The sequence below is a fragment of the Rickettsia endosymbiont of Orchestes rusci genome, from assembly GCF_964030945.1.
Lineage (GTDB): Bacteria > Pseudomonadota > Alphaproteobacteria > Rickettsiales > Rickettsiaceae > Rickettsia.
Map to the genome: position 1 here is coordinate 875,727 of NZ_CAXIQG010000004.1, position 18,390 is coordinate 894,116.

An 18,390-nucleotide genomic window follows, 5' to 3' on the forward strand; every position below is an offset into this window, starting at 1 on the left:
ATACGAAGAAAATGAATAAGCATAATACCTATCTACACCTTTAGCTAAATTAAAAAAGACTCTATATGAGCAAAATGCTACATGAAAAATCACCTTATATTAATCCTCCTCCACGGCCTCAACTGCTTCGACTTCCGGAACAAAATGCTTTAGCATTGATTCGATACCGTTTTTTAAAGTAATAGAAGAACTCGGACAACCGGCACATGATCCGTGAAGTTCTAATTTCACTATACCGTTTTCAAATCCTTTATAAACTATATCACCGCCGTCCATGGCAACCGACGGACGAACTCTCGTTTCAATAATTTCTATAATTTGTTTTTCAATTTCGGAAAGATTTTCGGTATTATATTTATCAGCGTGATCTGTAGGTAAATTTGATTCCTCAAATACCGGAAAACCGGCAACAAAATGATCCATAATAATCATTAAAATTTCAGGTTTTAAAACCTGCCAATTACCTTCATCTTGCTTAGTAATAGTAATAAAATCGCTGCCGAAAAATACCGATTTCACATTAGCGATACTAAATAATAATTCGGCTAATTTACTTTTGCCTTTTACCTCAAGCAAATCACTAAAAAATATCGGTTGATCGGGACTAACCCGTAATCCGGGGAAAAATTTTATTGCATTTGGATTGGGAGTATTTTCAGTTTGAATAAACATATAAATAAATATAATTAATGTAAGAATAATTAATTAGGTTCGCATAATAAGAGAAGCAGTTAAAAGTAGCGTCATATTATTAGTTATATTAAACCAAATTATAGCTAATCTTTTAATTATATATACAAAATCGAGGAATGGTACCCGCGGCCGGACTTGAACCGGCAAGGGTTTGCACCCCACGGATTTTAAGTCCGTTATGTCTACCATTCCATCACGCGGGCAAGACGATATACAGTATACTCTATATAGTATACCGTATTTAATTCAAGGTGACAGACTAATAAAAAAAATATAAAAATGCAAGTACTTTTATAAATTTAACTTTAATAGTGACAAAATAGTAATAATATGATAAATTAACGTCTGAAAGTAAAACTTTCTTTTGCATATTATTGACAAGTAGCGCAATATGAGGTAGTTATTGCATAATGAGTTTGTGCAATATATCTTTAACGGTATGAAATCCGGTTATCAATTGATAGTAGGACTAATCTCGCTTAAAGTTTTAAAGTTAAATTCAGCTAAGCAATTTCTATCTTAATAAAGGTTTTTATGTCTACAGGTAAAGTTAAATGGTTTAATTCAACAAAAGGTTATGGGTTCATTCAACCGGATGACGGTAGTAAAGATGTGTTCGTCCATATCTCGGCTGTTGAAGAGGCAGGGATTCGTAATCTTAATGAAGGACAAAGTGTGAGTTATGATCTCGAAGATAACAAAGGGAAAGTTTCCGCTGTTAATTTAAAAACAATATAAACATACTTAAATACCAAAAGCAGTTATCCAAAACTAGCGTTAATAAAACCTTAAGTTTTGGATAGCCTTGTCATTTTCATCAAGATAAAAATATTTTGTTTTTATACATAATATACCAATTTAGTTTTCAAGAATAAGTTTTTACTATGCTCTGAAGCTGAAAACTTAAGCTTATTTAAGTGTACGTAAAGTATTTCAAGAATTGGACTTTATTTTGAAGAGTGAACGCCCGCAGCCTATATTTAATAGGTGAGGACGCGAATCTCCGATAAAATGAAAAAACAATTCTTGCAAGGCGAGCAGTACATTATTAAATAAATTATGTAGCTTATTCTCACAGATTATATAGGTCTTTTTGAAGTTATGATAAAAGTAACTTGATTTAGTACTAGTTGCCTTAAGTCAAACTTATAAAAATAAGCAAGCAACGGCAATGTACAGCACCATCTCGATCGCTTGATACAAGCAAATTTTCGACATTCGCCCGTGTTCACCTACTCTAGTACGGTAGCTTAGCTCGTCTTTAAATTTATCTTGTCTGAAGCTTTCTGAATGACGATGTACCTAGATAGAAGCTATTTTATTATAATAATTTAATATACTACTTATATTTCAAGAATTAGATTTTAATTTTGCTGAATGAGTGAGCGGAACGTACAAATAATACGTGAACGCGTAACTCATCTGATAAAATAAAAAAATAATTTTTGAAAGATGGGCAGTATAATGTGCATATTCTAACTTAATCATATAGTCGATTCTAAAAAAATCGGATAATAAGATAATGTTGTCTTAAAGTCCGAAGAAATTGACTATAAATAACAAAACTAATATTGGATTTATATATAATGAAAAATTTTAATTTACCTGATGAACTAATTACATCACTCGAAAAAATAAATATTACTATCCCGACCGAAATTCAAAAACAAGCAATACCGCTTGCTATGGAAGGAGCGGATATTCTTGCTTCCAGTCAAACAGGTTCAGGGAAAACCCTTGCTTATTTACTACCTATTATCAATTCTTTTATCAATACTAAATCTACTGCTTTGGTGCTTGTCCCGACAAGAGAACTTGCAAGTCAAATATGCAATGCTTTAAAAAGCGTAACGACGCAATTAAAAATGAGTAGCGCAGTTTTAATCGGCGGTGAGCCTATGCCTCCGCAATTTATGCAGCTAAAAAATAACCCTAAAATAGTTATCGGAACGCCGGGAAGAATTATCGACCACTTAACTCGTGGAACCTTAAAACTAAGTAATATCGGTATAGTAGTACTTGATGAAATGGACAGAATGCTTGATATGGGGATGAAAGAACAGCTAGAAGAAATTAATAAATACCTTCCTGAAAAAAGGCAAGTATTAATGTTTTCTGCCACTATGCCGAAACACATTATTAGTTTATCTCAAAAATATTTAAATAATCCTATTCGTATTACCGTAGGCTCAGCTAATAAGGCAGCTCCGGAAATAAAACAAGAATCTTTAAAGATATCAGATAGAGAAAAATTTAGTGAACTTACAAAACAGCTAGACACTCGTAACGGTTCAATAATTATTTTTGTTAAAACAAAACGTTCGGCAGATCAGCTTGCAAAGATGTTAAAATCTGAAAATCATAAAGCGGAAGCGATTCACGGAGATTTAAGCCAACGCCAACGTGAACGAGTAATTTTATCGTTTCGCCAGTCACGTCATAGAATAATGGTAGCAACGGACGTTGCGGCTCGCGGGCTTGATATACCTCATACCCAGCACGTTATTAACTATGATTTACCGATGTGTCCGGAGGATTATTTACATAGAATAGGTAGAACCGGTAGAGCCGGGGCAACGGGTAATGCGTTATCATTTATCTCTCCTGACGATACCATGAAATGGAAAGCAATTGATCGTTTGATAAATCAAGGGGAATCTACGGCACGTAGTGAACTTATGGGGAAAAATAGCCGCAGAAAACCGTTTAATACTAACAATAGAAGAGAGGATAATAACTCAAGAAGTAATCCAAGGAATAACCAAGCAAGGAATAACTCGCCAAGGGGAGCAGCTGCTTTTGACAATCCTCGCAAAAGAACTTTTAATAATAGTAACAAAAGTAGCAAAGCATCATAAGGATAGTTTTGTGCTTGCGAGAAGGTGTTGTTGCGTGGATCAAATTCATTGCAAAAAGCATCGTCATTGCGAGGAGGCATTTATGCCGACGTGGCAATCTAGAAAAAAAATAGCAAAAAATGCTATGAAATTTATTATTTTCCGGATTGCCGCGCCGCTTACAGCGGCTCGCAATGACGATACTCGTATCCACGCAACAATACTTTCCCGTTTTCAGGCGTTGTTGCATGGCTCGAATTTTCGATGTCATTCCCGCGCAGGCGGGAATCCAGAAAATAATTATAATAAGTCGTCCTGAATTTATTTCAGGATCTACTACAAGAGATGCGCAAAACTTGTTCAGCATGACAAAGAAAAGTCTAGATTCCCACCTTCGCGGGAATGACATAAGAAGCGAGAAAATGACATCGAAAACTTAACCTACGAAAACACCATATAATAAACAACAAAGAGGGTTAAATTCATAAATTCTATTTTTTTAAAACTAAAACCTGCTTTTAGTATTTTATTTATCTTAATAATAATCTTTCCTTCCGGATTATTTTTTCTACTTAGCGGCTCTACACTATCATTTTGGCTCCGAGAATCGGGATTCAGTAAAATAACTATCGGACTTTTTAGTTTAGTAAATGTCCTTCATATATTTAAATTTTTATGGGGTCCGTTACTTGAGAAAATAAGTTTTTCAAATCCTCAGTCTCAAGGATATAAATACTGTTTAATCCTTTCATTGCTTGGTTGTATCATATGTTTATACGCCTTAACATTTTTCAAACCTGATAATAATTTTGTATTATTTGCTCTGTCCTTAATAATTTTAGGATTTTTTTCTTCTATTTATCAAACACTTGTTCATTCGTCTCAAATATTACTTGTTAGTAGTGAAAACTGGGGTTTAAGCGAAGCCGCTTGTACAACAGGGTTTAGAATCGGTATATTAGTTGCCGGCTCCGGTGCCTTATATTTATCGACTATAATCTCTTGGGAAAGTATTTATCGAATTATGGCAATTTCATGTTTACCGCCATTATTCTTAATAATATTTTATCCTTTCAATGTTAATCATGTTAATACTCTCCGAAATCAATCTAAATTTTTGTCTGCTTTTTACGATTTTATCAAAAAACCTAAATGGCTTTTGATCGTTAGTTTTATGTTGCTCTATCGCCTACAGGACAGCTTTCTTTCCGTTATGCCTAACATGTTTTATTTAGATATCGGTTATTCAAAAACAGAACTCGCATTCGGCTATAAAGCTTTAGGCTTATGCGCTGCTACTTTCGGGGGGTTCTTAGGAGGATATTTGTGCCGCAAATATGATTATCGATTGATATTTAGAAAAGTATTAGTTTGTCATGCTTTATCCGCTCTATCTTTTTTATTTCTTTATTATTACGCTAAGGATCTTATAGCATTATATATAGTAGTTTTTCTTCAACAATTTACTATGGGTTTAACACTTGCTCCATTTTTTTCTTATCAATTAAAATGCTGCACTCAAAAATATTGTATAACGCAAATTGCAATATTAACTTCTATCGCTTCTATTACCCCTATAATTTTAGGCGGCATATCCGGGCTTAGTGCTACTTATCTAGGCTGGCCGTGCTTTTTTACAGTAGCAGCCTTTTGCTTTATTCCGGCTTATATATTAGTAAAATATTTACCGGAGCAGTATGTAATTCCTACTGCCCCTTATGTCATTCCTGCGAAAGCAGGAATTCAGAAAAATCCTAAAAAGTCATCCTGAATTTATTTCACAACTGTCCGAAGTTGAAAAGTAAATAGAAAAAGCTAGTAGTTATTTTTTCTTTTTATTATTTATTATATTTTCTTTAAGTTTATTAATATTAGACCAGGTATTTTCTAGCACGTTTTTTTCTGGTTTCATACAAAACATATCAACCTTATTGAGATAATTTTCAAAATCCTTATTTTCACCTGCTAGCCTATTAGCCATATTCCAATCTATATCAAATCTTTCTCTAGCAGGAATTAATATTTTACTATCTTCAGGAAATATCGTATTTATTAAAATAAAACCTATTCCGTGCCTAGTGCATAACATTTCGAGTTCATGCCTAGTATCATCTCCAGGGTTATCTAGAATAGGAGCAACCAAATAGCCGTAATGTGCCCATGAAGAATTTGATAAAGCTTGAAAGAAAAACTCTCTTACGTTACTACGGCTTATTTTCTTTTTTACTTCAAAAGACCAAAGCCTTGCTTGCTTCCCTCCATGATATTTAGCACAATCTTTGATCAGTTTACTCCATTTTTTATTAAGAACTTCCATCCCTACCCAATCAGGATGTAACCATATATTTCCTCCGGCTCCTTGTTTATTTGAGGAAAAATTATGTTTAATTTGCATACTATAGATACCTAATTCATCAAGATATGATTTTAGTAATTTATAGGCTTCTTCTTCTGTTATATCCTCTTCTTTGCTTACTTCATCTTTTGAATTTGTTACTCGTTGATTATCAATTTGGTAGCTAGGATTTCGAGTATAATATAACATTACTTGAGGTTCTGATTCTGTCTTGATATTAGGTACTGATATCCACTCATCAAACCTACCTCTACTAATTTCACCTGCGTAAGCCTTTGTAACTTCTTTAATTTTTTCTTTTTGAGTTTTGGCTTTCACTATTTGCTTATTTTTACTTGTATTTGCTTTTCTCCTAGCTTCTTCGGGATAGTTTGCTACGAGCCATTTAGCTATATCATAAGGAGTGAATTTTTGATTTTCACGTTCTTTTAAAAAACTGATAATTGCATTTTTGCGATTAAATTCCATAACGATTTCTGAAATAAATTATTAGTAAATATATTATTAAAAATAATATATTAGTTAACAAAAATTTTCAATCTTAAATTGCTAGTTGAGATAATTATAAATTGTTATCTATATACTTCTCAAATTTAGAAAATAATTTTTTGAAGTTATGAGTAGTAGCATTTGCTACTTCTTTTGAGGTGATATTTTTGAGTTCGGCGACTTTTTCGGCAACATATCTAACAAAAGCCGGCTCGTTTTGCTTGCCACGCATCGGGGTAGGGGCTAAATAAGGCGAATCTGTTTCAATTAATAATCTTTCAAGTGGGACATACTTAACTATCTCTTGCAAATCTGTTGCATTTTTAAACGTTATAATCCCTGACATTGAAATATATAAACCAATATCTAACATTTTTTTTGCTAAATCTTTAGAGGAAGTAAAGCAATGTATTAACCCGGGAAAATTAGCATTTTCCATTTCACTAGTTAGGATATCAATCGTATCCTCTTCCGCATCTCTTGTATGAACGATAATCGGTAATTTTGTTACGCTTGCTGCATGTATATGCTGTACAAAAGAATCTTTTTGTTGCTGTTTATCATAAGGCGTATGGTAATAATCAAGACCTGTCTCGCCGATGCCGATAATTTTAGGGTGATGAGAAAGCTTAATAATTTCCTCAACCGATACGGTTTGTTTTACTTCACAGGGATGTACGCCAACGCTCGCAAAAACATTTTTATATTTCTCTGCTATCTGCAAAATATCAGGCAAATCTTCTAGTTTAGTGCAGATAGTTTGCATATACTGCACACCGTTTGCCATAGCTCTTTGAATGACAGAATCTAAATCTGTATCTTTGGTAAGTAAATTAAGATGACAATGGGAATCTATTAACATATTATACTTCGAGTAAATAAAGAGTTGGTACACTGTCATTCCGTTGATCGCAGGAATCCAGTCACTAAAAAGTAAAATATACTGAATTTTTAATACTAAAAGCTCAAATAATTTCGCTTTTTTTCTGGATTCCTGCTTTCGCAGGAATGACAGCTAGGACTCTTGGAAACACCACACTAGGCTCTAAAATATTTGCGGAAGGCGTTACAGCATATTCACGGCTTAAATGTTTAAATTTCCGCTCTTCTAATGATACTCCTAACTGATCGAGCATTTTACTAGCCGCATCAGGAGTAAAAGGCTGCAACATAATAGCAATATAGCGCAAGGATTCCAACAAGCTATAAAGTACTTCCAACATTTTTATCGGATCGGTTTTCTTTAAATTCCAAGGGGCTTCTTTATCTATATAAATATTTGCTTCTTCAGTTAAATTAAGAATATTTTCGAGTATTTTATTAATTTCAAGATTTTCCATTAGCTCTAGATTCTGCACGGCAATTTTACTTGCTGTTTCTAAAAGCGGCGACTTATATAGCAGATCGATTATATTCTGCTCAATCAAAGGCACATGAGCCTCATTATTTTTATAAACAAAAGCTAAAGTCCTTTGCATTAAGTTACCTATTTTGTTCGATAGCTCACTATTAATTCTACTAATTAAACTTGCTCTAGAATAATTACCGTCCGAGCCGAAAGTAACTTCTCGCATCAAGAAATAGCGAACTTGATCAACACCGAACTCTTTTACTAGTTCAAACGGATCGATAACATTACCTAGTGACTTAGAAATTTTCTGTCCTTCATTAGTCCACCAGCCGTGAGCCATAACAGACTGAGGTAAAGGCGCATCTGCCGCCATTAAAAAAGCTGGCCAATAAACGGCATGAAAACGGACAATATCCTTACCGACCACATGCAAATTAGCCGGCCAAAATTTACCGTATTTACCGCTCTCGTCCGGATATCCTAAAGCCGAAATATAGTTAACTAAAGCATCCAGCCAGACATAAATTACATGCTTTTTATCATTTGGGACTTTAATCCCCCAATTAAAACTAGTACGTGAAACTGATAAATCATGCAGACCGGATTTAACGAAGCTGATCACCTCGTTGCGCCTAGTTATCGGTCTAATAAAATCAGGATTTGCTTCATAAAACGCAAGTAGCTTATCTTGCCATTTTGACAGATTAAAAAAATAACTCGGTTCTTTGACCCACTCAACCGGCGCACCTGTTGGAGCTAGCCCTTCACTTGTTAATTCCGATTCATCGTAAAAAGCTTCGTCTCGTACGGCATACCAACCTTCATAAAAGCCTTCGTAAATAGTACCGTTCGCCAGTAGCTTTTGCCAAAAAATAGCAACCGCTTCTTTATGCCTTGTTTCCGTCGTTCTAATAAAATCATCATTAGAAATATTCATTGATTCCATAAGGTTACGGAAACTTGCCGAGGTCTGATCGGTAAATATTTGCGGATCGATATTTTTATTTAATGCCGCTTTTTCTACCTTCTGCCCGTGTTCATCGGTACCGGTTAAAAACCTTGCCTCCTTGCCGCTAAGTCGCATAAAACGAGCAATCACGTCGCTTGCAACGCTAGTATAAGCATGCCCGATATGCGGCACGTCGTTAACGTAATATATAGGAGTGGTAATATAATAGGTATTGTTCATAGTATCTTATTGCCTAATAGATGAAGAGTTAGAGAATGTCACCCCGTGACTTGATCACGGGGTCCAGGCTTTTATAAAAATTTTCTGGATACCGTGGTCAAGCCCACTACTGTACGAACGTTTAAATAAAGAGGTAAAAATTCTGTCATTCCGTGGCTACGACCACGGAATCCAGCTTATAATATCATAAAAAGATTCTAAAATAAGTCTAATATGGCTTTATTTTCCTGGATGCCGTGATCAAGTCACGGCATGACACGGCCTTTTTTCAACGTTCGTACAGTAGTGGGTCAAGCCACGGTATGACAACTCTTTAAATTAACTAAGTTATTTATTATCATTTCATGTATTGTTTGTGTATCTAGATAAGAAGCATCAATAGTTATTATTCTTTCAGGAAATCTATTACTTAATTCTTTAAAGCAATTATAGTTTTCTTTGTAAAAATCCAAACCTTTCGTATCAAATTTAGTTTTTCTACCCCGAGATTTTATTCTCTTAATTGCAATCTCAGGCTCTACGTCAATAAAAAACGTAATATCAGGCATAAGAGGAGGCATTAAAGTTTTGTGCAGATTATATACTACATCTATACCGTTTTCCAGCTCTAATCCTTGATAGCATGCCGTGGAATCAATAAACCTATCACATATTACAATATACCCCTCTTGCAGGGCGGGTATAATCTTTCGTACCATATGATCATAACGTGCTGCCATAGCTTGTAATAACTCAGACATTGGCAGTAATTCCTCATGCACTAGAATTTCACGCATTTTTTCAGCAACTGCAGTACCACCGACTTCACGAGTTAAAATAACGGGGATATTTTGTGATTTTAAATATTCATAGAGCATTTGACATTGGGTTGATTTTCCTATTCCTTCGCCCCCTTCAAAAGTGATAAATGTTCCTTGTTTTAAATTATTCATTAAGCACTCCTTTTTAAAACTTAATACATGATGTGCTATTTCTCTATGTCATTCCCGCGTATGCGGGAATCCAGTAAAGCATATAAAAACAAGTTTTTATATGCTTATTTTTATCAAATATGTACCAATACTAAGATTATTTTCTGGATTCCTGCTTTCGCAGGAATGACACCTGATCCACACAGGTAATACTGAGCTAGGAATGACATCGAGAAATAACACATCATTTATAACAATAATATCTCTTAAAAAAATATTTACAAGGAAGATTACATACTTATAATTCATTATAAATTTTAAATTATTAATATATGAGCAATTTAAGCAAAAGGGATTTTTCCATCCTAATCGGTAATGCGATGGATCATTTCGATACCGCACTTTACGGTTTTCTTGCACCTTTGCTTGCCGGTATTTTTTTTCCAAATCATGATCAAGTCGTTGCCTTAATACTTACCTATAGCGTTCTTGCTACCTCTTTATTTACACGTCCTATCGGTTCATATTTTTTCGGGGTTATTGCTAAAAAATACGGCGGTTTTTTTGCTTTGTCACATTCTCTAATCGGCGTTGCTTTAACTACTGCTTTGATAGGTTTGATACCATCTCATGCACAAATAGGCTGGCTCGCTCCAATGTTATTAGTTGTGCTTAGAATATTGCAAGGTATATATTCCGAGGGTGAATGTGCTATTGCAAAATTATATATTTTAGAGAATAAAGAAGAAAGAAAAGCACTTAAAGCTTCATATTTTTATCAAACCTCTACTATGGTCGGTATTATTCTTGCTTCATTTATCAGCACTATAGTTTTAGATGTAGATTATAATAAATATTGGCGAGTGTGTTTTATATTCGGCGGGGTTACGGCGCTTGTAGGTTATTTTCTAAGGAAGAGTGAGGCTATTATATGTCATTCCGGTGTTCCTTTATGTCATTCCCATAAGGCATTGTTGCATGGATCAAAACCGTTGCAAAAAACACCGTCATTGCGAGCTGCTGCAAGCAGCGTGGCAATCCAGAAAAATAATAAATTTTGTAAAATTTTATATTATTTCTTTCCTAGATTGCCACGTCGATGCTACGCATCTCCTCGCAATGACGTTGAGACATTTATTCTTCAAACAAGTTTTCTGAATGACGCTGCACGTGATTTAATCGTGCTATGGAATAACAAACTAAATATTTCACGAGTTAGTCTCGTAGTAGGTTTCTCTTACTTAACTTATATCATGCCTTTTGTATTTATGAATAGCTTTATTCCGTTTATTACTGATATATCTCTCGAAACAATGATGGCTTTTAATACGGGGTTATTGATTTTTGATATGGTAATGATACCGATAATCGGACGTTTAGTAGAAAAATTACCTTATATAAAAATACTGAGTTATACTCTTACGGTCATGATTTTAACTATAATTCCTTTATGGCTATTTCTTAATAATGCTTCTTTATGGTATGTTAACTTTGTCCGAATATGGATTGTAATTTTAGGAGTAACATTTTTATGCCCATTAAATTGCTGGTTAAACAATTTATTTAAAACATCCGATAAATATATGTTAGTAGGTATCGGTAGTAGTATCGGCTCTTCGCTGATCGGCCGCCTAACTCCTGCGATTTGTTTAATGCTTTGGCATGTAACAAATAACTCCTTATCCGTCGGGATATATATAACCGTAATAGCTTTAGCGGCATTCTGGGCAATTAAAACTTCGGATTAAGCTGAATAAGGGATTGTTTTATAGCTCGATAAAAGCGTCAATATGTCATTCCCGCGCAGGCGGGAATCCATGTTTTTTTGTCTTTGTCATGCTGAACAAGTTTGCGGCATCTCTTTTAGTAGATCCTGAAATAAATTCAGGATGACTATAAATTTTTCTGGATTCCCGTTTTCACGGGAATGACATTAAAAATTTGAGCCATGCAACAACGCTTCTCTTTAATTAAAATACCCTTAGCTATTTACTTGTATTAGTAAAAATTCATTAATCAATATAAATATTATTAGGACCTATATTCTTCTATTTGCATCACAAGCTGTTTTATTTCGGCGGCTTTTGATTTATCCGCTACTAAAAGAGCATTTTTAGTATTGATAACAATTATATTATCAAGACCTACTACCATAGTTAGTTTATTATCGGAGCTAATATAAGAATTTGTCGTATCACCGATTACGACATTTCCTTCGCAATAATTATCGGTGATATCTTTTTGCTTTATCTGCCATAAAGAATGCCAAGTTCCAAGATCACTCCAGGCAAAATTTGCTTTTATCATAATCATTTCGGGAATATGCTCTATTATGGCCTTGTCTATAGAAACGGCATTAGCTTTATTATAAATTTCTAAATCTAGCTTTATAGTATTTGCGTTTTTTGTAGCTGAGTTTAACGCATTTTGTGCTATATCCCATAAATCAGGTCGGAGTTTACACACATGATTTAATAAAAAATCAATATTATAAATAAAAATTCCGGAATTCCAAAAATACTTACCGTTTTGTATATAATTTTGAAGCTGCTCTAAAGAAGGTTTTTCAATAAAATGATTAGTTTGATAAATATTTTCGGTAATACTAGTCTCTGCTTTTATATAGCCATATTCAATATTCGGTCGGTCGATGGGAATACCGATAGTACAAATCCCCCATTTTTCTACGTAACTTAAAGCCTTATTAATAGTTGTTAAATATTTCTCTTCATCCGATATATAATGATCGGAAGGCAGTAATATTACAGTATCAAAACCGTTATTTTTTGCAGCTAGAGCCGTAATAACTGCACACATAGCAGTATTTTTTGTTAGCGGTTCGGTAATTAATTCTATTTCTGTATTGATTTCTACGGCTTGTTCCTTAGTTATAAATTCATACCGTTCACCTGTTATTACTAATGGTGTACCAAATGATTTATTTCTAATTAAAGTTTTTTGCAATAAACTTAGCTCTAAGGGAGTTTTTAAAAATTGCTTTGGCTTGATTGGGAGTGATAGCGGCCATAATCTTGCACCTTGACCACCTGCCATAATAACGGGTTTTATTTTCATATTAAGACAACTATTAATTGAAAAACTAATAGGAATGGCTTATAAATAATAATAATTTAAATGTCAAGTAGTAGTTTTTGAAAATTGTATTGATGTCATTCCCGCGCAGGAGGGAATCCATGTTTTTTTGTCTTTGTCAGGCTGAACAAGTTTGCGGCATCTCTTTTAGTAGATCCTGAAATAAATTCAGGATGACTATAAATTTTTCTGGATTTCCGCTTTCGCGGGAATGACATAGAGCATGCTTTAACCTATTCACACAATAATACCTTCAAGCCATAACATATTTATTACTTTTGGCATAACGAACAGTAAAAACTACTTCTACCTGATTGCTTTAATTTAATGATTATCCCATTACAATCTAAGCATTTTTCGTTTTCTCTATTATAAACCGTAAGTTGCTGTTTAAAATATCCCGGGCTATTATCACCGCTGACAAAATCTTTAAGAGTGGTACCGCCTGCTGCAATCGCCTTCGATAACACATTTTTAATTGCGGTAATTAGCTTAGTTATTTCCTCAATCGTTAAATCCGCACCTAATTTACTCGGATGGATTTTAGCTAAAAACAGGCTTTCGGAGGCGTAAATATTACCCACTCCGACGATAATTTTATTATCCATTAATAAATTTTTTATCGGTATTTTGCGAGTAGCGAGTTTACTCTTTAAATATTCGGTAGTTAGTAAATCGGACAAAGGCTCGATAGCTAAATTATAAAAAAACTTTTCTTCTAAAAATTTGGTTTCATAACTATAAATCATCCCAAAACGCCTAGCATCGTTAAAGATTAATTTCTCGTTACTAGTAAGGTCAAAAATTACATGATCGTGTTTTTTGGTTTGGTAATCAGGCGGTTGCAGCGTGAAGCGTCCACTCATACCGAGATGAATTATAAGAGAATAACCGTTATTTAAATCAATAATAAGATATTTAGCACGCCGCCTAACGGTCACAATATTTGTATGTAAAATTTCTTTAGCCAGCGTTGAGGATAATATATAACGCAAATTATTTCTTTTTAGCTCTATATTCTTTATAGCAAGACCTAGGAGCTTTTGCTCAAGAGAGTTTTTTAACGTTTCTACTTCAGGAAGTTCTGGCATTTTATATAGTTTTTAAGTATTTTTAAATATACTTGTCATGCCGTGGCTTGACCACGGCATCCGGTACTTATTTTTCTGGACTCCGCGGTCAAGCAACGGAGTGACATCGTAATAACTTTCCATCTCAATATAATATACTTAAATAATATGAACCAGACAAATTTTGGCTTTAAAAAAGTTAATTTGACCGATAAACAGCATTTAGTAAATAATATTTTCACGGGCGTAGCAGATAAATACGATTTAATGAATGACTTAATGAGCGGTGGAATGCATCGCCTATGGAAAGATGAGTTTATTAGACAAATTCCCAATTTAAACTCAAATATACTAGATGTTGCTAGCGGCAGCGGTGACGTTGCTTTAAAAATTGTGAAAAAGGCTAAAACTCAAGCAGCTGAGCTTTCTATGACTCTCTGCGATATAAATCAGGAAATGCTTGATAAGGCTAAAAAACGCGCAATCGACCTTAATTTTTTGCAAAATCTTGATTACGTGCTAGCCAACGCCGAAAACTTGCCTTTTCCGGATAATAGTTTTGATTATTATACTATTGCTTTCGGTATTAGAAACATCCCAAATATCGATAAAGCCTTAAAGGAAGCCCATCGCGTTTTGAAGCCGATGGGAAAATTCTTATGCCTTGAATTTTCTAAACTAGAAGAAGGTTATTTCAAAAATTTCTATGAATTTTATTCTTTCAATATTATTCCGAAAATCGGGCAAATTATTACTAACAATCAGGAGGCTTATCAGTATCTAGTTGAAAGTATTAAGCTATTTCCTTCGCAAGATGATTTTAAAATAATGATCCAAAATGCCGGTTTTGAGGAAGTACGATATAAAAATCTTACTAACGGTGTTGTTGCCATCCATAGTGCTTATAAATTATGAATATATTTTTTAATTTATTACATATTCTGAGAAGTATTAGCAAAGAGCAAATTTTACTTGACGCAGGTGATATTAAAGTACCGCTATGTATTAAAATTATCGGCTATATTTTGACGCTAATATTCTCCCCCCTATCTTTAATAAAAAAACCTTCTCAAGATTTCGGCAAGCGTCTAACTAACTGTTTAGAACAGCTCGGACCTATCTATATCAAATTCGGTCAAACACTTTCTACAAGACCCGATTTAGTCGGGTTAGACGTAACGAAATACTTAAAATCTCTGCAAGATAAATTACCGCCCTTTGATAGTAAAATAGCAAAGGAGCTAATATATAAATCATTTACTCGTCATTGCGAGGAGGCACAAAGTGCCGACGTAGCAATCCAGAAAAATAATAAATTCCATAATATTTTTTACTATTTTTTTCCTAGATTGCCACGTCGCTTCGCTCCTCGCAATGACGATTATGTATCCGAGTATACGCCCCTAGACACTCTATTCCTGAACTTCCAAGACACGCCCATTGCCGCCGCTTCAATCTCTCAAGTCCATAAAGCTCAATTAATAACCGGTGAATTTGTCGCAATAAAGATTTTACGCCCTGATATTCATCGAAAATATAACCGAGATATTAAATTACTATATTTCCTTGCTAAATTAGCCTCTAAATTTACTAAAGTAAAAAGGCTGAAACCTCTAGCCGTCATAGAGAAATTTCGGGAAACCATGAAATATGAGCTTGATTTGCGCTTAGAAGCCGCTGCCGCTTCGGAGCTTGCCGATAATTTTCGTGATGATCTTGATATATGCATCCCAAAAATATACTGGCAATTTACGTCTAAAAATATCTTAACCACGGAATGGATCGAGGGCATTTCTATATATGAAACTCATCAATTAACGGCAGCGGAGTTAGACCTTTCATTTATTGCTAGGAAATTTGCCGTAATGTTTTTTAATCAAGCATATAGGGACGGCTTTTTTCACGCCGATTTGCATCCCGGAAATATTTTAGTAACTGCGCAAGGTAAAATAGTGTTGCTCGATTTCGGCATTATGGGCAGGCTCTCGGAATTTGATCGCTTAGCTGTTGCCGAAAGCCTTTTCGGTTTTTTAAACCGTGATTATAAATTAGTCGCCAAAATACATTTAAGAGCCGGTTATATTCCTAAAAATACCGACTTAAATTTATTTGCCCAAAGCTGTAGGGCAGTTACCGAACCTATCGTCGGTATGGCTACTAAAAATATTTCTGTCGGTAAGTTGCTTGCACATTTATTTAAAATAACCGAGGATTTCGGTATGGAGGTACAACCGCAGCTATTGCTATTACAAAAAACTTTAGTCATGGTTGAAGGAATCGGACAACAGCTAGATGAGAACGTTAATATGTGGCAGCTAGCCGAGCCTTGGATAAAAAAATGGGCAGCTAAAAACCTCAGCCTAGAAGCTAAAATTTTACGAATAGTGAAGCATTATATAGATGAAACATATAATAAGTTGTGAAGTATAATGATAAAAAATAATTTTAAAAAATTAGAATGATGTTAATATTAGAAAATGACTTAAAATTAATTTCTTTAAAAGATAAAATTAAAGAATTTCAAGCCTTAGTAAAATCTCGCAATAAAAAAAATATTTCATTAGTGGATTCTTTAAAAGAAACAAGAATACAGGAAGCTAAGAATGAAAATTCTAAGTAGTCTGTCATGCCGTGGTCAAGCCGGCGTTGTTGCATGGCTCGAATTTTCGATGTCATTCCCGCGAAAGCGGGAATCCATTCTTGTCATGTTGAACTTGTTTCAGCATCTATTATAAATATCCTGAAATAAATTCAGGATGACTTAAAAGTATTTTTTCTGGATTCCCGCTTTCGCGGGAATGACATCGAACATGCTTTAACCTATCCATCGACAATACCTTCCCGCCTCTGCGGAAATGACCTCTAAACAATCAGTCAACCCCCATTAAGTTACATACGGATTTTTAGTTTTAACGTAAATAAATCTAATAGGAATACCGGGCAGCTCAAAAGCATCACGTAAATTATTTACCAAATATTTTGTATAGCTATCAGTAACTTTTTCCGGATTATTAGAAAATAATTTAAAAGTCGGCGGGCGGGTTTTTATTTGCGTCATATATTTTACCCGAACACGCCTACCGCCTTTTTGCAGAGGCAGAGGATGCTCCTCGGTGGTAAAACCAAGCCACTCGTTTAATTTGCTAGTCGCTATTTTCTTATTCCAGATATTGTAAATATTAACGCAAGCGTCTAGCACTTGCTCTATATTTTTTTTGTTAATAGCTGAAATAAATATTATCGGCACGCCTTTAATTTGCGGTAAGTTAGTACTTACTTGATAATCAAATTCTTCTTTAAATTTCTCTTTTTCAGATTCCTTAACTAAGTCCCATTTATTTACTACTATAACAATACTTCTTCCTTCCGATGCAACATAACTTGCAATATTTAAATCTTGCTGCTTTAATGGAGCTAAGGCATCAATCATTAAAATCACCGTATTAGCAAATTTGATGCTATTAATAGCATCCGAGGCAGATAATTTTTCCAGCGATTCGTTGATAGTAGATTTTTTACGCAAACCCGCAGTATCTATTAATTTTATTTTATTTCCTTTATATTGCCAATCAATTTCAATTGATTCGCGAGTCAATCCGGCTTCAGGACCGGTTAATAATCTTTCATCGTTAATAAGAGCATTAATAAAAGTAGATTTTCCGGCATTTGGTCTACCGCTTACCACTATTTGAATATAATCGGCTTTTATAGGGTCACTAATTTTTTCGCTCGGAGAATTATCTTGAGAATCATTATTAGCGATTCCTTCAACTATCGCATCGTATAAATCCGCCATCCCGACACCGTGTTCAGCCGAAATAACTACCATATTATCAAAACCGAGTTGATAATATTCTTTAGCAAAATCAAAACGCCCTTCACATTTATTTATTATCAATATAGTCGGTTTATTATATTTTCTAACAAAATGAGCAAGTAATTTATCATCGGGCAGCACGCCGCTTTTGCCGTCGACCATAAAACATATTATATCCGATTCAACAATCGCTTTAGTTGTCTGCTCCATTAAACGCTCACTTAAAGGCTGCCCCATTTCATATTTTACCTCTTCAAGCCCCGGCGTATCAATTACGGTGAATTCTAAAGAAGCAATCCCGGCACTCGCATATTTTCTATCTCTTGTAACACCGGGCTGATCGTGAACAACAGCTTTTTTCCTGATACTTAAACGGTTAAAGAGCGTTGATTTCCCGACATTCGGTCTACCGACTAACGCAATGGTCTTTTTATTCATCTCAAAAATAATCCTAAATTTTATATTATTATAGTTAATTCATGATATTACTTTTGTAGTTCGATGTCATTCCCGCGCAGGCGGGAATCCGGAAATCCTTTAAACAAATCAATAGTAGAATTTATTATATGATTCTACTATTTTTT

19 protein-coding genes, 1 tRNA gene and 1 pseudogene are annotated in these 18,390 nt (G+C 34.4%); 10 read left to right on the forward strand and 11 right to left on the reverse strand.

Annotated elements, in window-relative coordinates; genetic code table 11:
* Nucleotides 1-99 precede the first annotated feature (99 nt).
* On the reverse strand, nt 100-672 hold the full coding sequence (locus tag AAHM91_RS08685) for a NifU family protein (protein ID WP_342270521.1): 573 nt from the start codon (nt 670-672) through the stop codon (nt 100-102).
* A 138-nt stretch (nt 673-810) separates the two neighbouring features.
* Nucleotides 811-896 (reverse strand) — tRNA-Leu (locus AAHM91_RS08690).
* Nucleotides 897-1,227: 331 nt separating this feature from the next.
* On the opposite strand from AAHM91_RS08690, the gene AAHM91_RS08695 reads away from it, so the two are divergent.
* The 5 genes from AAHM91_RS08695 to AAHM91_RS08715 all read left to right on the forward strand — a co-directional run bounded on the left by AAHM91_RS08695 (nt 1,228) and on the right by AAHM91_RS08715 (nt 5,301).
* A complete protein-coding gene (locus AAHM91_RS08695; RefSeq protein ID WP_253308032.1) occupies nt 1,228-1,431 on the forward strand; it encodes a cold-shock protein in 204 nt (67 codons plus the stop codon).
* 848 nt (nt 1,432-2,279) lie between these two features.
* Nucleotides 2,280-3,551: a DEAD/DEAH box helicase gene (locus tag AAHM91_RS08700; protein ID WP_253308033.1), complete on the forward strand. Its 1,272-nt coding sequence runs from the start codon at nt 2,280-2,282 to the stop codon at nt 3,549-3,551.
* 34 nt (nt 3,552-3,585) lie between these two features.
* Nucleotides 3,586-3,849 (forward strand): hypothetical protein, encoded by a 264-nt coding sequence (locus AAHM91_RS08705; protein WP_342270522.1) that lies wholly within the window; start codon nt 3,586-3,588, stop codon nt 3,847-3,849.
* Nucleotides 3,779-3,970: a hypothetical protein gene (locus tag AAHM91_RS08710; protein ID WP_342270523.1), complete on the forward strand. Its 192-nt coding sequence runs from the start codon at nt 3,779-3,781 to the stop codon at nt 3,968-3,970. The genes AAHM91_RS08705 and AAHM91_RS08710 overlap by 71 nt, the downstream gene beginning before the upstream one ends.
* Nucleotides 3,971-4,014: 44 nt before the next feature.
* Nucleotides 4,015-5,301, forward strand: a complete 1,287-nt coding sequence (locus AAHM91_RS08715) for an MFS transporter (RefSeq protein WP_342270759.1) — start codon at nt 4,015-4,017, stop codon at nt 5,299-5,301.
* Nucleotides 5,302-5,352: 51 nt separating this feature from the next.
* Here AAHM91_RS08715 and AAHM91_RS08720 read toward each other — a convergent pair whose 3' ends face one another.
* From AAHM91_RS08720 to tmk, 4 genes are all read right to left on the reverse strand, one after another.
* Nucleotides 5,353-6,354 carry a hypothetical protein gene (locus AAHM91_RS08720; protein WP_342270524.1) on the reverse strand — a complete coding sequence of 334 codons (1,002 nt, stop codon included), beginning with the start codon at nt 6,352-6,354 and terminating at the stop codon, nt 5,353-5,355.
* A 94-nt stretch (nt 6,355-6,448) separates the two neighbouring features.
* Nucleotides 6,449-7,237, reverse strand: coding sequence for a TatD family hydrolase (locus AAHM91_RS08725; RefSeq protein WP_342270760.1), 789 nt, complete (start codon nt 7,235-7,237; stop codon nt 6,449-6,451).
* 103 nt (nt 7,238-7,340) lie between these two features.
* Nucleotides 7,341-8,915: a methionine--tRNA ligase gene (gene metG / locus AAHM91_RS08730; RefSeq protein ID WP_342270525.1), complete on the reverse strand. Its 1,575-nt coding sequence runs from the start codon at nt 8,913-8,915 to the stop codon at nt 7,341-7,343.
* 290 nt (nt 8,916-9,205) lie between these two features.
* A complete protein-coding gene (gene tmk, locus AAHM91_RS08735) occupies nt 9,206-9,847 on the reverse strand; it encodes a dTMP kinase (protein WP_342270526.1) in 642 nt (213 codons plus the stop codon).
* 27 nt (nt 9,848-9,874) lie between these two features.
* Here tmk and AAHM91_RS08740 point away from each other — a divergent pair, with 27 nt between their 5' ends.
* The 3 genes and pseudogenes from AAHM91_RS08740 (at nt 9,875) to AAHM91_RS08750 (ending at nt 11,719) form a co-directional block, all read left to right on the forward strand.
* Nucleotides 9,875-10,036, forward strand: coding sequence for a hypothetical protein (locus AAHM91_RS08740; RefSeq protein ID WP_341793648.1), 162 nt, complete (start codon nt 9,875-9,877; stop codon nt 10,034-10,036).
* 122 nt (nt 10,037-10,158) lie between these two features.
* Nucleotides 10,159-11,562 (forward strand): annotated as a pseudogene (locus tag AAHM91_RS08745) (MFS transporter); the annotation flags it as partial.
* A 25-nt stretch (nt 11,563-11,587) separates the two neighbouring features.
* Nucleotides 11,588-11,719, forward strand: coding sequence for a hypothetical protein (locus tag AAHM91_RS08750; RefSeq protein ID WP_342270528.1), 132 nt, complete (start codon nt 11,588-11,590; stop codon nt 11,717-11,719).
* A gap of 138 nt (nt 11,720-11,857) precedes the next feature.
* Here the strand turns inward: AAHM91_RS08750 and AAHM91_RS08755 are convergent, their stop codons facing one another.
* The 3 genes from AAHM91_RS08755 to mutM all read right to left on the reverse strand — a co-directional run bounded on the left by AAHM91_RS08755 (nt 11,858) and on the right by mutM (nt 14,010).
* A complete protein-coding gene (locus tag AAHM91_RS08755; protein ID WP_342270529.1) occupies nt 11,858-12,901 on the reverse strand; it encodes a mannose-1-phosphate guanylyltransferase in 1,044 nt (347 codons plus the stop codon).
* Between the two features lie 95 nt (nt 12,902-12,996).
* Complete coding sequence (locus tag AAHM91_RS08760; RefSeq protein ID WP_342270530.1) at nt 12,997-13,137, reverse strand: hypothetical protein; 141 nt, start codon at nt 13,135-13,137, stop codon at nt 12,997-12,999.
* Between the two features lie 54 nt (nt 13,138-13,191).
* Nucleotides 13,192-14,010 (reverse strand): bifunctional DNA-formamidopyrimidine glycosylase/DNA-(apurinic or apyrimidinic site) lyase, encoded by an 819-nt coding sequence (mutM, locus tag AAHM91_RS08765; protein WP_342270531.1) that lies wholly within the window; start codon nt 14,008-14,010, stop codon nt 13,192-13,194.
* A gap of 147 nt (nt 14,011-14,157) precedes the next feature.
* Between mutM and ubiE the strand changes: the two genes are divergently transcribed.
* Both ubiE and ubiB read left to right on the forward strand, forming a co-directional pair.
* Nucleotides 14,158-14,904, forward strand: a complete 747-nt coding sequence (ubiE, locus tag AAHM91_RS08770) for a bifunctional demethylmenaquinone methyltransferase/2-methoxy-6-polyprenyl-1,4-benzoquinol methylase UbiE (protein ID WP_342270532.1) — start codon at nt 14,158-14,160, stop codon at nt 14,902-14,904.
* Nucleotides 14,901-16,412: a 2-polyprenylphenol 6-hydroxylase gene (gene ubiB / locus AAHM91_RS08775; protein ID WP_410526167.1), complete on the forward strand. Its 1,512-nt coding sequence runs from the start codon at nt 14,901-14,903 to the stop codon at nt 16,410-16,412. Before ubiE ends, ubiB begins: the two co-directional genes overlap by 4 nt.
* A 97-nt stretch (nt 16,413-16,509) precedes the next feature.
* Here ubiB and AAHM91_RS10985 read toward each other — a convergent pair whose 3' ends face one another.
* Nucleotides 16,510-16,644, reverse strand: coding sequence for a hypothetical protein (locus AAHM91_RS10985; RefSeq protein ID WP_341793642.1), 135 nt, complete (start codon nt 16,642-16,644; stop codon nt 16,510-16,512).
* 229 nt (nt 16,645-16,873) lie between these two features.
* The gene (gene der, locus AAHM91_RS08785) at nt 16,874-18,244 is read right to left on the reverse strand and encodes a ribosome biogenesis GTPase Der (RefSeq protein ID WP_253308044.1); all 1,371 of its coding nucleotides are present in this window, start codon (nt 18,242-18,244) and stop codon (nt 16,874-16,876) included.
* Nucleotides 18,245-18,390 lie beyond the last annotated feature (146 nt).

What these genes read in the sequence shown, in the direction of transcription:
- AAHM91_RS08685 (WP_342270521.1), bottom strand. Translation starts at nt 672, where the DNA reads ATGTTTATTCAAACTGAAAATACTCCCAATCCAAATGCAATAAAATTT.
- AAHM91_RS08695 (WP_253308032.1), top strand. Translation starts at nt 1,228, where the DNA reads ATGTCTACAGGTAAAGTTAAATGGTTTAATTCAACAAAAGGTTATGGG.
- AAHM91_RS08700 (WP_253308033.1), top strand. Translation starts at nt 2,280, where the DNA reads ATGAAAAATTTTAATTTACCTGATGAACTAATTACATCACTCGAAAAA.
- AAHM91_RS08710 (WP_342270523.1), top strand. Translation starts at nt 3,779, where the DNA reads ATGGCTCGAATTTTCGATGTCATTCCCGCGCAGGCGGGAATCCAGAAA.
- AAHM91_RS08720 (WP_342270524.1), bottom strand. Translation starts at nt 6,354, where the DNA reads ATGGAATTTAATCGCAAAAATGCAATTATCAGTTTTTTAAAAGAACGT.
- AAHM91_RS08725 (WP_342270760.1), bottom strand. Translation starts at nt 7,237, where the DNA reads ATGTTAATAGATTCCCATTGTCATCTTAATTTACTTACCAAAGATACA.
- metG (WP_342270525.1), bottom strand. Translation starts at nt 8,915, where the DNA reads ATGAACAATACCTATTATATTACCACTCCTATATATTACGTTAACGAC.
- tmk (WP_342270526.1), bottom strand. Translation starts at nt 9,847, where the DNA reads ATGAATAATTTAAAACAAGGAACATTTATCACTTTTGAAGGGGGCGAA.
- AAHM91_RS08740 (WP_341793648.1), top strand. Translation starts at nt 9,875, where the DNA reads ATGATGTGCTATTTCTCTATGTCATTCCCGCGTATGCGGGAATCCAGT.
- AAHM91_RS08755 (WP_342270529.1), bottom strand. Translation starts at nt 12,901, where the DNA reads ATGAAAATAAAACCCGTTATTATGGCAGGTGGTCAAGGTGCAAGATTA.
- AAHM91_RS08760 (WP_342270530.1), bottom strand. Translation starts at nt 13,137, where the DNA reads ATGTCATTCCCGCGAAAGCGGAAATCCAGAAAAATTTATAGTCATCCT.
- mutM (WP_342270531.1), bottom strand. Translation starts at nt 14,010, where the DNA reads ATGCCAGAACTTCCTGAAGTAGAAACGTTAAAAAACTCTCTTGAGCAA.
- ubiE (WP_342270532.1), top strand. Translation starts at nt 14,158, where the DNA reads ATGAACCAGACAAATTTTGGCTTTAAAAAAGTTAATTTGACCGATAAA.
- ubiB (WP_410526167.1), top strand. Translation starts at nt 14,901, where the DNA reads ATGAATATATTTTTTAATTTATTACATATTCTGAGAAGTATTAGCAAA.
- AAHM91_RS10985 (WP_341793642.1), bottom strand. Translation starts at nt 16,644, where the DNA reads ATGCAACAACGCCGGCTTGACCACGGCATGACAGACTACTTAGAATTT.
- der (WP_253308044.1), bottom strand. Translation starts at nt 18,244, where the DNA reads ATGAATAAAAAGACCATTGCGTTAGTCGGTAGACCGAATGTCGGGAAA.